Origin of the sequence: Frankia gtarii, from assembly GCF_025403375.1 — a bacterium.
Classification (GTDB): domain Bacteria; phylum Actinomycetota; class Actinomycetes; order Frankiales; family Frankiaceae; genus Frankia; species Frankia gtarii.
The window spans coordinates 1-14,680 of record NZ_JAMPTM010000164.1; the positions used below are offsets into that span (position 1 = coordinate 1).

13 protein-coding genes are annotated in these 14,680 nt (G+C 71.7%); 6 read left to right on the forward strand and 7 right to left on the reverse strand.

The window, feature by feature from the left end:
* Positions 1-602: TIGR02678 family protein (locus NBZ83_RS21130; RefSeq protein ID WP_261575649.1), on the reverse strand; the 602-nt coding region annotated here is incomplete at its 3' end.
* Positions 599-2,143 carry a TIGR02677 family protein gene (locus NBZ83_RS21135; protein ID WP_261575650.1) on the reverse strand — a complete coding sequence of 515 codons (1,545 nt, stop codon included), beginning with the start codon at positions 2,141-2,143 and terminating at the stop codon, positions 599-601. The genes NBZ83_RS21130 and NBZ83_RS21135, both read right to left, overlap by 4 nt.
* Before the next feature lie 305 nt (positions 2,144-2,448).
* Here NBZ83_RS21135 and NBZ83_RS21140 point away from each other — a divergent pair, with 305 nt between their 5' ends.
* Positions 2,449-3,225: a TylF/MycF/NovP-related O-methyltransferase gene (locus NBZ83_RS21140; protein WP_261575651.1), complete on the forward strand. Its 777-nt coding sequence runs from the start codon at positions 2,449-2,451 to the stop codon at positions 3,223-3,225.
* A 53-nt stretch (positions 3,226-3,278) separates the two neighbouring features.
* On the opposite strand, the gene NBZ83_RS21145 is transcribed toward NBZ83_RS21140, so the two are convergent.
* From NBZ83_RS21145 to NBZ83_RS21155, 3 genes are read right to left on the reverse strand one after another with little or no spacing between them, the layout of a single operon-like run.
* Complete coding sequence (locus tag NBZ83_RS21145; protein ID WP_261575652.1) at positions 3,279-6,089, reverse strand: FtsX-like permease family protein; 2,811 nt, start codon at positions 6,087-6,089, stop codon at positions 3,279-3,281.
* Positions 6,086-7,009, reverse strand: coding sequence for an ABC transporter ATP-binding protein (locus tag NBZ83_RS21150; RefSeq protein ID WP_261575653.1), 924 nt, complete (start codon positions 7,007-7,009; stop codon positions 6,086-6,088). Before NBZ83_RS21150 ends, NBZ83_RS21145 begins: the two co-directional genes overlap by 4 nt.
* Positions 7,006-7,635, reverse strand: a complete 630-nt coding sequence (locus tag NBZ83_RS21155) for a PadR family transcriptional regulator (protein ID WP_261575655.1) — start codon at positions 7,633-7,635, stop codon at positions 7,006-7,008. Before NBZ83_RS21155 ends, NBZ83_RS21150 begins: the two co-directional genes overlap by 4 nt.
* 970 nt (positions 7,636-8,605) lie before the next feature.
* Between NBZ83_RS21155 and NBZ83_RS21160 the strand changes: the two genes are divergently transcribed.
* On the forward strand, positions 8,606-8,893 hold the full coding sequence (locus NBZ83_RS21160; RefSeq protein ID WP_261575656.1) for a hypothetical protein: 288 nt from the start codon (positions 8,606-8,608) through the stop codon (positions 8,891-8,893).
* Between the two features lie 110 nt (positions 8,894-9,003).
* On the opposite strand, the gene NBZ83_RS21165 is transcribed toward NBZ83_RS21160, so the two are convergent.
* Entirely contained in the window at positions 9,004-9,783 is a 780-nt protein-coding gene (locus NBZ83_RS21165; RefSeq protein WP_261575657.1) for a sporulation protein, read from the reverse strand.
* A gap of 348 nt (positions 9,784-10,131) precedes the next feature.
* Between NBZ83_RS21165 and NBZ83_RS21170 the strand changes: the two genes are divergently transcribed.
* Positions 10,132-10,701: an Ntn hydrolase family protein gene (locus tag NBZ83_RS21170; RefSeq protein ID WP_261570687.1), complete on the forward strand. Its 570-nt coding sequence runs from the start codon at positions 10,132-10,134 to the stop codon at positions 10,699-10,701.
* Between the two features lie 6 nt (positions 10,702-10,707).
* Here NBZ83_RS21170 and NBZ83_RS21175 read toward each other — a convergent pair whose 3' ends face one another.
* Positions 10,708-11,697: an aldo/keto reductase gene (locus NBZ83_RS21175; RefSeq protein ID WP_261575658.1), complete on the reverse strand. Its 990-nt coding sequence runs from the start codon at positions 11,695-11,697 to the stop codon at positions 10,708-10,710.
* Between the two features lie 249 nt (positions 11,698-11,946).
* Here NBZ83_RS21175 and NBZ83_RS21180 point away from each other — a divergent pair, with 249 nt between their 5' ends.
* The 3 genes from NBZ83_RS21180 to NBZ83_RS21190 all read left to right on the forward strand — a co-directional run.
* Positions 11,947-13,401: a TerD family protein gene (locus NBZ83_RS21180; protein ID WP_261575662.1), complete on the forward strand. Its 1,455-nt coding sequence runs from the start codon at positions 11,947-11,949 to the stop codon at positions 13,399-13,401.
* Positions 13,402-13,462: 61 nt separating this feature from the next.
* Positions 13,463-14,140 carry an AIM24 family protein gene (locus NBZ83_RS21185; protein ID WP_261570689.1) on the forward strand — a complete coding sequence of 226 codons (678 nt, stop codon included), beginning with the start codon at positions 13,463-13,465 and terminating at the stop codon, positions 14,138-14,140.
* A 159-nt stretch (positions 14,141-14,299) separates the two neighbouring features.
* Positions 14,300-14,680: hypothetical protein (locus NBZ83_RS21190; RefSeq protein ID WP_261575660.1), on the forward strand; the 381-nt coding region annotated here is incomplete at its 3' end.

The following is a 14,680-nucleotide window of genomic DNA, read 5'->3' on the forward strand; positions in this document are numbered from 1 at the left end:
ACCCTCGACGGGGCGGTCGGCGCGGCCAGCAGCCCGACCAGGCGGGTGGTGTCGACCCGGTACAGCACCTTCGCGTCCTCGGACTGCACGTAGGCGTCGGTGACACCGTCCACGGCGCTCACGACGCCGAACCGTTCCAGCAGCTTCAGCGCGTCGACGTAGGCCATCCGCTCGGCGTGGCTCGCCGTGTCGAAGGGCGGCAACGCCGGATCGGCCGCGCAGGCGGCCGCGACGCGGTCGGCCAGCAGCCCGATCGTGGTGACGGGCCCGTCCATCAGCTCGGCGGCGACCACGCAGAACAGGACGTACCGGCGCCGGTCGAAGGGCGCCCGGGTCGAGCGCGCCCGCCGGGCCGGGCGCGGCGGATCCGGCACCGGTCGGATCTTCACCAGCCTCGCATAGCCCGCCCGCGGTTCGACCCGCAGCTGCCACCCGCAGAAGTACTCGAACCACTCACCGATCGGGCCGCGCCGCCGCCGCACGATCGTGAACCCGTCCGGATCCCCGGCCGCGGTGAGCAGCGGGGTGGCGAGCAACAACCGGATGCCCCGGGCGACGTCCTCACGCTCGTCCCGGACGTGCTGGTTCGCCGACGAGCTCATCGCCCCGCCTCGGCCGCGGCGCCGGCGGCGCGGGTGAACCGGCCGACCAGGGTGATGACGACGAGGTGATCGGGCGCGACGAGGACACCGTGGGAGGTGCGGATCACCGCGAGCTGGCCGTCGTCGGTCGGGCGCGCCACGATCTCCACCCGGCCGTCGGCCGTGGTGGCGCGCCGCGCACCCGAACTGTCGAGCTCTCCGTCGAGCGCGTGGCCCAGCAGGTCCAGCAGACGCGCGAGTGCCTCGTGGTCGAGCTGGCGCAGCGCCGACAGGCGCAGCGGCCCGTCGGTGCGCAGCCGTTCCCAGCCGGCCTCCAGGTCGGCGCGCTCACGGCGCGCCTGCTCCGCGCGCTCGCGGCGGATCGCGGTCACGTCACGGACCCGCCCCGGCCGGGAGAACCGCTCGGCCCGCCCACCGCGCCGCAGCAGGGTCGAGACCTCGACCGACGGCGCGTCCGCCCAGCTCACACCGGTCGGTATCAGTTCGGGATCGGGGTGGCGCAGGTGCGCGTGGCGGGCCGGCGTCAGGCCGAAGGCCGCGCCCCAGAGCCGGTGCAGATCGTTCTCGGCGGCTGCGGCGCTGAAGGCGCGGGCGAGCACGCGGAAGTCGCGTGCCGCGCTCGACGACCGCCGCCGCGACTCGCCGATGCGCTCCAGGGTCGCGAGCAGGGCGACGATGGCCCGCCGGGCCACCGTGTGCAGCTGCTCCACCCGGGGCCGGGAACCGTCGTCCGGGTCGAACCACAGCCGCAGGCCCTCCCAGCGCAGCCTGCGGTGCTCCAACCAGGCCACCGACGGATCGTCGGTGCCCATCGGCGACAGCTCGGCGCCGCGCAACGCCCGCGCACGCAACACCTCGACGCCCTGGGACTCGACCCGGCGGACGGCGTCGAGGATGGCCCGCGAGCGATGATCGAGGTCGGTGACGAACTCCTGCAGGTAGGTCACCGTCGCCCGCTTCACCTCGTGAAAGGTGTCAAGGTCGGCGTTCTCCGCCCGCAGGAGCCGCTGCAGTTCGCCGTTGAACTGCTTCGTGTTCGCACGCAGCGCCTCCAGATGGTTCTCCAGCTCGCTCAGCGTCGTGAAGAGCCTGCGGTCCGACGAGGTCTCGTCGAGCAGCAGCGCATACAACGCGTCGAGTCTGTCCGCGATGGCGTCCAGGACGGCGGTCTGCAGCGCACCCGTGGACGCCAGCACCGCCAGCGCGTGCTGGACACCGGCGAACGCCGCCTCCCCGCGCCGGGTCAGTGAGTACTGGAGGTTGCCGCGCTCGTACTCGGCGGCGGTGGAGTAGTCGGCGCCGTGGTTCTGGATGACGTCGAGCAGCTGCCATTTACCCAGCTGGGACAGCGCACGGCCGAGCTCGTCCGGACCCAGGGCCCGGAACAACCCGACGGACCCCAGCCGCTCCTCGATGCCGTCCGGACCGAGCGTGGTCTCCAACCGTTCGTTCGCCTCGCCGAACACCCGCAGGACGGCCGTGTACAGGTCGGCGTTCTGCTCGGTGGCGAACCGGAACATCTCCGGTGGCACGCGATGCATCGTCGTCATCCTGCCTCCACCGCGGTTCGCCCCCTCGGCCGGCGCTCGGCAACCAAGGCACCACCAGGCACCACCAGGCACCACCGGGCGCCCGTCTCACGGTAGCCAACGGGTCCGACAGTCCTGACGATCCCCGGAAGGCTGGCGGTACGAGTGGGAGGCAGGCCCGAGGTCCGGACGCGGAGCGTGGACCGACGATCCGCGAAGCGTGGGAGGATATGCCGTCCCGGTGGATGCGGTGAGACCCAGGTCAGGTGCACTCCGCGTTCGTTCCCCGCGCTACGGATGTCGTCAAGGAGTCGTACATGGCCGTCAAGGACCAGGCGAAGGTCTATCTGCGTAAGGCGGTGCAGCGGTCCGGTTTCGACCTCGTCCGCCGGCCCGGCTGGGAGATCCCCGCCGGCATGGACGCCGAGGCGCTGGCCACGATCCGCGAGTGCGCCCCGTACACCCTCACCGACCAGGCGAAGGTCTTCGGCCTCATCCAGGCGGTCCGCTACCTCGTTCGCAACGAGATTCCGGGCGACGTCGTCGAATGCGGCGTGTGGGCCGGCGGCTCCACGATGGCGGCGGCCCGCACGCTGCTGCAGCTCGGTGACACCAGCCGGGATCTCTACCTGTTCGACACGTTCGAGGGCATGTCCCCGCCCACCGACAAGGACGTCGCGCCGGACGGGCAGACCGCCGCGGGCCTGCTCGCCCACTCAGACCCGGCCCAGGCCGACTCGGCGTGGGCCATCGTCTCCCTCGACCAGGTCAAGGCCAACGTCGCCCGCATCGGCTACCCGGCCGACAAGATTCACTTCATTCAGGGGAAGGTCGAGGACACCATCCCGCAGAACGTTCCCGACGGCATCGCCCTGCTCCGCCTCGACACCGACTGGTACGAGTCCACCAAGCACGAGATGGAGCACCTCTACCCGCGCGCCACCCCGAGCGGCGTCCTCATCATCGACGACTACGGCTGGTGGAAGGGCGCGCAGCAGGCAGTCGACGAGTACGTCGCCGCGAACCAGGTCCCCATCCTTCTCAACCGCCTCGGCCCGGAGGGCGGCGCCATCGGCGTGATCCCCGTCGGGTAACCGCCCGCCCTGTGTCCGTTGGCCTGGCAACCGGGGCGCCTCGGTTCATTTGGTCAGAGCGTGACGCGGCGGATGGTGGGCAGCCGTGACCGGGTGAACAACCAGCCGCACGCCACGGCCACAAGCGGCACGAGCACGACGATGCTGGTCAGGCTCAGCCAGGGTGGGACGAACTCCCAGCTCGGGTCGAGCCCCCCGGAGCCGTGGCGTTGCATCCAGATCAACGCGAGGCCGGGCACCGCGCCGGCTACGACCCCCATCACCGCCCCGATGCCGGCGATCACTGCGGCCTGGCTGGCGGCCAGCCGGCGGCGTACCCCCGGGCTTGCCCCCACGGCGGCGAGCGTCGCCAGGTCGGCGCGACCGTCTGCCGCGGCGAGTCCGACGGCGATGCCGGTGGCGCCGAGGGTGATCACGGCAGCCGCGACCGCCAGCGCCAACAACCCGATGTCATAGGCGCTCTGGTAGCCGCGTTCGACGACGAGGCCGTTGTCGATTCCGGCGTCCGCCAGTGCCGAGTCCGCCCGCTTCGCCTCGGCCGCGGTGGGCAGGTGAGTCGTGCTGGCGACCACCGCGCCGGGAATGACCGCGTACCCTCGCGCCAGTACCAGTGCCGGTGGCACGACGACCATGTCGATCGGGGTACCGCCGGTACGCTTGACGAGCCTGGCGGGCAGGACGAGCGTCCGTTCGCTCGACTCGACATCGGACTGCCCGGGATCGTACGGCTGACTGAGCTTCACGACGACGTTCCCGTCCGCCTGCAGGTACCGGGGGTTCGTCACGGCGACGACGCCGGCTGCCACGACGGCCCGGACACCGGGGTAGCCGCCGTTGCTGGCGACGTCCAGCGCACTGCCGTCGCCCACCACGACGCCGTTGTAGACCAGGACGAGCCCCCGTTCGCCACACCGTTCGTCGACCGACGCGTTCGACGACGTCAGGCTGGGGACGTCGCCGTAGGGGAAGCCGCAGGTGACGTCGCTTCGCGGGTAGGGGTAGGAGGAGGACGAACCGCCACCAGGATCGCCTATGACGTTGATCGGCGCGACCTTGTCGATGGGCAGGTTCTCTCGCAGCAACGCCTCCGCTGGCGCGGCCGGATGCGGTTGTTCCGGTCCGTTCGGCCCCCATCGCGTCAGGTCGAGCACCACGCCCCCGGGAGCGGCCGACGGTTGGTAGGTGAGCTGGTCGTGATTGTCGAGCGCGGCGACGTAGAGCGAGAGCGCCACCGACCCCGTGACCGCGGCCATCACTGCCCCGATGGCGGGGGCGGTGCGGCCACGCTGGCGAGCCGCGTCACGCAGGGCCACCCGGGGAGCGACCGGCAGCCGCCTGGCGGCCCTGGCGATGAGCTCGACGACCGATCCCGCGGTCGTGATCAGGCCGAGTGTCACGACCGCGGTACCAGCGAGTACCGGCAGCGGCTCGACGATGACCGCGCCGAGCGCTGTCAGCCCGGCCCCCACCGCGACCGCGACCACGCCGAGCACCGGAACTCGCCTCGGGGTGGCGAGTGGGCCTCGTCGACCGGCCAACGCCGCGACGACGTCGACCTTGCTGGCCTGCCAGGCCGGCACGACGGCAGCCGCGACGGTGGTGAGCGTCCCGACGGCGACGATGAGTGACAGGTCGAGCAGCCGGACGTCGGTGTGCGCGAAGTCGCCCTGTTCGTAGTGCTCGAGGACGGGCAGCGCCGCCACGCCGACGCCGGCGCCGAGCCCGGCGGCGGCCACGGAGGCCCCGAAACCGACGACGAGGCCGCCTGCGAGCACGATGTTGCCGATCTGCCTGCGGTTGCCGCCGCTGGCGGACACCAGAGCGAGGTGCCGGATGCTGCGCCGAGTACCGACCGCGAACGCCGGCCCGGCCAGCAGCGCGACCTCGAGCAGCACCAGGCCGACGGCCGTGGCGACGACCGCCGCGTCGAGAGCGGTGGAGGCGCCGGAACTGCCCGGCACCTCGGGCACATCGCCTGCGGGGGGCGGATCGGCGAGCACCGCCCGGCTCACCACGACCGCACCCAGCCGATTCAGGCGCAGCACATCGTTCCAGGTGACCGGACTCGGACCCGCCGCGTACAGCGTGTCGCTGCCGTAGCCCGGGGTGCCGTCGGCCGGCAGCAGGCCCGGCCTGCCGAGCACCGCCCTGGTGTTGCGTTCCTCGGTGAGGCGGGCGACTCCCACCACGTCCACGACGCGTACGCGCCCCGCACCGCTGGTGGGAGGGTCGGCACTGGCGGTCGCACGGTCCGGAAGCTCGAACCGCATGGTGTCGCCGACCCCGACGCCGAAGTGCCTGGCGAACGAGGCCGTCACCGTGACCTCGCCCTCCTTCGCCGGCAGTCGGCCCGAGGCGATACCGACCAGGCCTGCGAGGCTGGGGTCGGTCCAGTCGGCCTGGCGCAGGTTCGCCCGAACGAATCGGTTGCCGTCGTGGGCGCCGGGGCCGTCGATCCGGAACCGCGCATTGTAGGCGTCGTACACGGTGACGAGCCGGTCCCCGGACGGCAACGCCGCGGCGAGGCCGGCCCGAGCCTTCTTGACGTCCGGCAGCTGGGCCGGCCCGCTCGCATCGGGGTCGACCGGACTGAAGGTCTCGGCGTCGGGGCTCTGCGCCATCGGGAGTCCGGAATTCCAGCCGTCGAACCGTGCCTGCAGCTCGGGGTGAGCGCCGAGCTTGCGCCAGACGTGCTCCGAAGGGCCGTCGACTGCCGATCGGGCGATGACGTCGACGCCGGAGACCATGAGGACCGGTAGTCCGATCATCACGGCAACCAGCAGCGTGCGGCCTTTGGCGCGCAGCGCGTCGCGCCGGGCGACCCGCAAAGCCGCCCGACCGGCGGGGAATCCAAGCCTCGTCACCGCTCGGCTCCGCCCGGTGCGCCCGCGCTGTCACCGCTGTCCCCGTTGGTCCGTCCGGGGTCGGTCCGTCCGGGGTCGGTCCGTCCGGGGTCGAACGGTGGGCCGTCGGAGGATCTGCTCCCGTGCGGGCGGGTCGACGTGCCGTCGAACAGGGACTCGGGGGTCGATGGTTCGCCGGTGGAGTCGACCGCTATGCCGTCCCGCAGGAACACCACCCGGTCGGCCCAACCGGCGTGCCGTGCCTCGTGAGTGACGAGAAGGCCGGCGGCGCCGGCGTCGCAGCGGGCCCGGAGCACCCGCATCACCTCGCCGCTGGTCGCCGAGTCGAGCGCGCCGGTCGGCTCGTCCGCCAGCACGAGCCGCCGGGGGCCCACCAGCGCGCGGGCGATCGCGACGCGCTGCTGCTGGCCGCCGGACATCTGGTCGGGAAACCTGTCGGCGAGCTCGGCCACGCCCACTTCGGCCAGGGCGGCCACGGCCTCCTTGTGCGCCTTGCGCGTGGCCATGCCGTCGAGTTCCCGGGGGAGCGCGACGTTCTCGGCCGCGGTCAGCGCCGGAACGAGGTTGAGATCCTGGAAGACGTAGCCGAGGCTGCGTCGACGCAGCGCCGCGAGCGCCTTGGCGGACAGCCGTCCCAGCGCCGTCCCGTCGACGAACACGTCGCCCGACGTCGCGGTGTCGAGCCCGCCCGCCAACGTCAGCAGGGTGGACTTGCCCGAGCCGGACGGGCCCATCACGGCCACCAGCTCCCCGGGGTAGACGACGAGGTCCAGTCCGCGCAGCGCGACGACCTGGGTCGCGCCACCGCCGTGGACCCGGGTCACGCCGCGCATGCGGAGCACCGGGGCCGAGGTGGGAGGGGCCGCGCCGTGGGGCACGGGCTCCGGCTCCGGCATTCGGGGGGGCGCGATCGAGGTCATCGTCCGCTCTTTTCGGTCGTGGCCGCGCCTGGGCGGCCTGGCGAGGGCAGGGCCGTGGTCGGTGCGGCCGGGGAGGGAGCACCGCTCGGGCTGGCGCCCGTGCGGGCCGCCCGCGCGAGCCGGGCCTCGACGTGGTCGAGCCAGCGGATCTCGGCCTCGGCGGCGAACACGAGGCTGTCGAGCACGAGCAGCCAGGCGGTGTCGTTCGACTCGTCGGCCTGGCGGCTCAGCCTGGTGTACTGCTGCACCGCACGCATCGTCTCGGTGCGCTGGCGCTGCACGACCAGCTCCACGTCGATGCCGGGCAGCGTGACCGCGAGCGCGAGTTTGATCGCCAGCTCGTCTCGGGCCGGAGCGTGGCGGGTGACCGGCGCCGACCACCATTTCTCGGTCTCGGCGCGGCCGGTCTCGGTGAGCTGGTAGACGGCCGTCTGGTCATCGGCGTCCCCGACGGTGTCCGCCGGCTCGACAAGCCCGTCACGTTCGAGCCGCTGCAGCGTGGTGTAGACCTGCCCGACGTTGAGCGGCCAGATCGAGCCCGTCCGCGTCTCGAATTCCGCCCTGAGCTGGTAGCCGTACATCGGGCGCTCGGCGAGCAACGCCAGCAGCCCGTGTCGGATCGACATCACGCCTCCCTGCGCATGTGCCTGTATCGGTACTTGCCTGGCGGCAGGTACCTGCCGGGCGCGGCGTACCTGGTATTCACATACTCGGTATGGTCTGCCTCTTTCGGGACACCATACGCGGTATGCCATACCCGGTATCTACCCCCGGGTTACCGAAGTGGGGCCGCGAGTGTCGCGTGGACGACAGGACGGTCGAGGTCGTGCCCGTCGAGCGCTGTCCGCCCGACGTCCTGCGCCGACGGACGCTCCTGCGCCGCCCTCATCCTGCTGTGGCTGTGGTGAGGACGGCCGTCTCGACCGGCTCGGTCCGCAGGGCGGCGCCATCGGCGCCATCGGCGTGATCGGCGGCAGGTAGCCGGACGCCGGGCGGGAATCAGAACCAGCCGCGGCGGCGGCCGAGGAGACGGGGTGGACGGGGCGGGAAGCGGCGGACCAAGATGTAGCACGAGACTTGCTCAACGGGAGCTGAAGAAGAGTACATTCATGATCCATCTGGTCGCCCGCCAACGGATCCATTGGAATTGGAATGCGGCAACGTAGATCATGTCCTGCTCCGGGCGAGGGGGAGCGAATGAACACGGAGGCCCGGGAATTTCATGACCCCGAGATCTCCGGTCGCGCGGAGAGATGTCTCACCGAGGTTCGTAAAGAGCTGGCCAGGTCGGTGACGGCCGAAACGGGAGATCGAGCGGGCGCGCGGTAGGGACTCTCTGCCCTGTCCTGACAGTCGTCGATACTGGCGACTGGACAGGTGCCAGAGTCCGGCGCGGGTTCCACCGTGCTGATGGGAGGCTGTGCACCTCAATGTCCTTGGTTCCGGAGGAGATCCTGGGATCGTTGACCTTGTCCGAGCTCGTCGCGGCCGTGGTCGTGGATCTCGTCTCCGTCGAAGCAGTCGAGGCACGCGTGCTCGACAGGGCTGCGGATTCGGACGCGGAGGCGGATCTTGTCTGGCGCCTGGTGTCAACGGATGAGCGTCGAGAGACGGGCGGCCATCGAGGTGTTCGCGCTGGCCAATCTCGGCGAGCCTCTGTTCCTGAATTCATGGCGAACCGTCAGGGGGGTGCTTGGATCGGCCGTGCTGGCGGCGCGCATGGGCCCATTGGATGCCGCCAGAATTCTGGTGCCTCTGAATGTTGAGTCTGGGGCGTACAAAGAGATCGACGAGCTTTGGGGGCTGGTCGGCGAATGGGAGGACGACTCGGGTCGTCGCGGTGAGTACCTGACGCGGATCAGGGAATTTCTGATCGCTGACTGAGACCCGAATCGGCGGAAGAGTAAAACGCGACGGCGGGATTGTGGGAACCCTCATCCTGGCCGGGCGACCGGCCAGGATGGATTCCGGCCAGGATGGGTTCCGGGCAGGAATCAGAACCAGCCGCGGCGGCGGCCGAGGTGCTCCAGCTGCTGGTGTAGCAGGCCGGCGAGCGCGTGGCGGTCGGTGTCGTGGTGGCCGACGCGGAAGCGGCTGAGCTCGTCGCCGCCGCGGGAGAGCAGCCCGCCGCGGCGGTCGGCCTCCAGCACGACGTCCATTCCGGCACCGTCGACGAGGAAGGTCACCTCCAGCTCGGAGATCCGCCGGGCGTACTCGCCGGCCGGCTTGAGCTCGATCTCCTGGTAGAACGGCAGGTCGGAGCCGCCGAGATGGCCCTTCTCCACGTCCGCGGAGCGGAAGTGGAAGCCGAGGTCGCCCAGCGCCGCCAGCACCGCCTCCTGCACCGGCAGCGGATGCACGCCCACCGGGTCCAGGTCTCCCGGGTCGACCGCGCCGGGGATCGCCAGCTTCGTCCGCACGCCGATCTTCATGCCGCGCAGGTGCCAGCCGCCGACGTCGGTGATCGGCGTCTGCCACGGCACAGGCAGCTCGAACCGGCCGGTGATCTGCTGCCCGGGGTTGATGGTGAAGCCCCCGCCGACCTGCTGGGTGCCGAAGGTGACCTGTTCGTACCAGGTCGAGTCGTCCCGCTCGACCTCGACGGTCGCCTCCAGGGAGACGAGGACCTTCTCGACCTCCTGTTCGACCTTGCCGCCGGTGATCGTCGTCGTGCCGGTCACGACGTGACCCGGCAGCGTCTCCGGTCGGTCCAGCACGGTCTCGACCTCGGCCCCTCCGACCCCGAGCCGCGACATGAACCGCTTCATCCCCATCGTCCGTTCCGTCCCTTTCTCGGTGGTGTCCGGCGCCTTCTCGGTGGTGCCCAGCGCCGTAGCGTCGTCCCGGGACCTGTCCCGGGTCCCGGTGCCACGTCTGGTTCCAGCGCCGCGTCTGGTTCCAGCGCCGATGTCGGCCGTATGCGTGTGTCGCCGTGTGCTGCCGTGTGCTGCCGCGGCCGCCCGAACACGCTCTCACATCTCTACGCCGGCCCGATCGGGGAGATCGGCGCAGGTCGGCAAGGTGACATCGGTCGGGACGCTCGGGACAGTCCGTGACGAAGGTGGAGGACGTAGACGGGGTGGGGCATCGGTCCGCGGGGCGAACCGGTACCATTCCGCTTCGTGACCTGCATCGTCGGGGTTCAGCAGGACGGCCGGGTCGTGATCGGTGGGGACAGCGCCGGCGTGGCCGGCTGGTCCATCACCGTGCGCGCGGACACCAAGGTGTTCCGCAACGGTGAGTTCATCATGGGCTTCACCGACTCGTTCCGGATGGGCCAGCTGCTCCGCTACAGCCTCGTCCCGCCCGTGCCCCAGGACTGGGACCTTGATCGGTTCATGGCGACCGACTTCATTGCGGTCGTCCGCGACTGTCTGCGCGAGGGCGGATTCGCCCGCAACGACTCGGGCAGCGAGAGCGGTGGACTGTTCCTCGTCGGCATCCGCGGGCACCTCTACCGCATCGATTCGGACTATCAGATCGGCCGCAGCGTCGACGACTACTACGCCGTCGGCAGCGGCGACGAGTACGCCTGCGGCTCCCTGCACAGCACCCGCGGCCTCGACGCCGAACAGCGCGTGCAGCTCGCCCTGGAAGCAGCCGCCCACCATTCGACGGGCGTCTGCCCGCCGTTTCACATCATGTCCTCCGACGAGGTCTACGCCCCCGACGGCTCCGTCAACGCAAGCTAGGCCGGTTCAGCGACGCAGGCGTTCGGCGGCCAGCGCGGCGAGCGCCTGGGGGCCGGCGAGCGGGGTGAAGCGGTCGGCGGCGGCGCTGAGCGCGGCGTACTCGTCGGCGGCGAGGTCGAGGTCGGCCGCGGCCGCGTTGCTCTCCACCTGGGCGACGCCGGACGCCCCCGGGATCGCCACGACCCGTGGATGGTGGATCGTCCAGGCCAGCGCGATCTGGGCGGGGCTCGCCCCGTGCGCCGCGGCGACCTCGCGCAGCACGTCGAGCAGCGGCGTCGCCCGGGCGAGGTTCTCGGTTCCGAACAGCGTGTTGGCCGCCCGGACCTGTCCGCTTGGACGGTGGGTCACGTCGTAGTGGCCCGCCAGCAGCCCCTGGGCGAGCGGGCTCCAGGCGATGACGATCCGGGACTCGCGGGCGGCGAAGTCGAGCAGCGCGGCGCCGCGGCGCGGCCGGGCCAGGCTGTACTCCACCTGGTTGGACAGCACCGGCGCGGCGAGGGCCACGTCGGCTTCCTGCCAGCGGGCCAGCGAGTAGTTGCTGACCCCGACGTCCCCCACCAGGCCCACGGCCCGCAGCGCGGCCATGCCCCGCATCGTCCAGCGGTCCCGGATCGCCGGGTTGGGCTGGTGGACCTGGTAGAGGTCGAGGTGGCGCACGCCGAGGCGGTGCGCGCTGGCGACCGCGCGCTGCTCGACGACCGGGCCCACCGGGACGATCGGCAGGAGCTTGGTCGCCACGTAGGCCCGGTCGAGACCGCCGGGGACCGCGGCCAGCGCCGCGCCGAGGATGCGCTCGCTGCGTCCCAGGCCGTAGACCTCCGCCGAGTCGAACAGGGTGATCCCGAGCTCGAGGGCCCGGCGGACGATGAGTGCGGCGTCGTTGTCGGCGTAGCGACTGCCGTAACCCCACTGTCCGGACCCGAACTGCCAGGTGCCCAGGCCGATCTTCGAAATCCTCTTCGGGCTGGTGGTGACGGAGCTCTCCACGTAGCGCATCCGCCCAGTGAACGCGATCCTGCCCGTGGGACGCGAGAGGAGGTGTCACGCTGGAGACCTGTCACGGTGACACGCGTGGTGTCCCGTGGGTGACAGCGCCCGCGTGCCCGGCGTGTTCGGATGGGTAGATGGGTAGCTGCTACCTTGCCCGCAGTCCGGTTCGTGCGGATGCGGGCGCAGGCGGCGGGGCGGATCCGCCGGTCGTCCCGGCAGGTGCCGGGGCGGCGGCAGGCGAGTGGAGGGAGCGTGTTGGTCACCCAGTTCAGCCGCGGGCAGAAGGCGCAGCTGTCGGCGGTCACCCAGGGCACCGACCTGTACGTCGGGATTGCGATCAATGCGCCGGGGGAGTGGGACATCTCCTGCCTCGGCCTGGACGGCGACGACCGCCTTTCCGACGACCGGTACTTCGTCTTCTTCAACCAGCCGACCTCACCGGAGAAGTCCGTCCAGCTTCTCGGCCCGCAGTCCGGGGACACCCAGGCGTTCCGGGTCAGCCTCGACCAGGTGCCGGCCTCGATCGGCCGGCTGTCGTTCTGCGCGGCGCTGGACGGCGTCGGCAGTGCCGCGGCGATCGCGTCGGGCTACCTGAGGATCGTCGTCGCCGGTACCGAGGTGCTGCGCTACTCCTTCACCGGCGCCGACTTCACCAGCGAGCGCGCGGTGATGATCGGCGACCTCTACCGCAAGGGCGTGTGGCGCGTCGCCGCGATCGGCCAGGGTTTCCAGGGCGGCCTCGCCGAACTCATCCGCTCCTACGGCGGCGAGGTCGCGGACGAACCCGCCGCCGTCCCGCCGCCCCGTCACGACCAGCGCAAGGCCCCCACCCCATCGCCTGCTGCGCCGGGCCAGCCCGCGCCGGGCCAGCCCGCGCCGGCCTATGGCGGCCAGCCGGCGCCCGCTTACGGCGCCGCCCAGCCGTCCGCGCCCCCCTATGGCGGTGGGCCGCCTCCCGGCGGCGCGGCGCCCATGCCGGGCGCCATGCCCGGGGCGCAGCCGCCGGTGGGTGCGTTCGGCGGGCCCGAACCCTTGCCGTCGCAGGTCCAGCCGACCCCGCCGGGGGCGATGAACAGCCTCGCCCCGTACCGCGAGGTGCCGACGGCCGGGCGCTGGACCCAGCAGAACGGCAAGCTGGTCAAGGTCACCCTCGGGCCGGACGCGCTGGCGCTGCGCGGGTCGATGGTCGCCTACCAGGGCAACGTCGAGTTCGACTACAAAAGCGGCGGGCTGCGCGGCCTCATCGAGGGCAAGCTGACCGGTCAGAGCCTCAAGCTCATGACCTGCAAGGGCTCCGGCGAGGTGTTCCTCGCCCAGGACGCCTCCGACCTGCACATCGTCGAGCTCGGTAGCTCGTCGCTGTGCATCAACGCGAAGAACCTGCTGGCGATGGACGCCACCGTGCGCACGGAGGTGCGTCGGATCGAGAGCGCCGGCATCCCCGGTGGCGGTTTCTTCCACTTCGAGGTTTCCGGGCCGGGCTCGGTGGTCGTCATGACCAAGGGGTCGCCGATGACCCTGCCCGTGCAGGGCCCGACGTTCGCGGACATGAACGCGCTGGTCGCGTGGACCACCGGGATGCGGGTCAGCGTCTCGACGCAGGTGCGGATCTCCCGGCAGATCTACGCGGGCAGCAGCGGTGAGGCTCTGGCGCTGCAGTTCATGGGATTCGCCGGTCATTTCGTCGTTGTCCAGCCGTACGAGGTGTGAGCGTGGCGACGATCGCGGCAGCGTGCCCGGCGGGTCACCCGTCGGCGGGAGGGAGCGGGCCGTGCAGGGCAGCCTGATCGAGCATTACGGGCCCACGCCCGTCTTCGAGCGGATGAGCAAGCACGGTTCCAAGATCGCCAAGGTGGTCATGAACCCCGGCCAGGACCTGTTCGCCCGGGTCGGCTCCATGATCGCCTACGAGGGGCTGATCGACTTCAACCCGCAGCCGCCGCAACTCGGCCGAATCGCCTCGTCCTGGGCGACCGGCGAGGGCGTGCCGCTGATGACGGCGACCGGCCAGGGCCTGCTCTACCTCGCCGACTATGGCAAGGAGGTCATCGTCGCGCAGCTTGCCGGCGAGGGCCTGTCCGTCAACGGCAAGAACATTCTGGCCTTCGACGCGGCGCTGGAGTGGAAGATCGAACGCGTCCGCGGCGTCACGATGCTGTCCGGGATGGGAATGTTCAACGTGGTGCTACGCGGCCAGGGCTGGGTCGCGCTGACCGCGAAGGGCAACCCGATCGTGCTCGACACCCGGGAGGCGCCGACGTTCGTCGACACCGACGCCCTCGTCGCCTACACCGACGGTCTGCGTGTCGAGCCCCGGCGCACCGCGCGTCTCGGCGGCCTGATCGGGCGCGGCTCCGGCGAGGCCTTCCAGCTCGGATTCTCCGGGCAGGGCTTCGTCGTCGTCCAGCCGAGCGAGGACGAGCGGCCGACCATGTCGCTTCGAGGATGACGGCGCCGTGAGGATGACGGCGCCGTGAGGATGACGGCGCCGTGAGGGTGACGGTGCCGTGAGGGTGACGGTGGGATCCAACGGCGGCGCGCGGTTCGTTGACGGCAGGAGCGGCGGCGGCGCGGGCCGGGCGCGGCAGGCGGCGGAGAGGACGAGGGCATGACGCAGGGCGGGGCGCACGGCGCTCATCCGGGTGGTCCCGGCGGCTACCCGGGCGGCGGTCCGGGGGGTCCCGGCTACCCGCATCCCGGTCCGGGTTACCCGGGTCCGGGCGGCGGGTACCCGCCGGGTCCCGGCGGTCCCGGGCAGGGCGGGTACCCGGGTGGTCCCGGCCAGGGATATCCGCCCGCGCCCGGCCAGCCCGGTCCCGGGTATCCGGGCCCGGGCTACCCGCCGGCGCCCGGTCAGCCCGGTCCTGGCGGGTACCCGGGCGGTCCCGGCGCGCCCGGGGGCTATCCCGGCGGTCCTGGCGGGCCCGGCGGTGGCTACCCAGGTGGCGGTCCGGGCATGCCGCCCGGCGGTCCGGGGATGCCGCCGGGC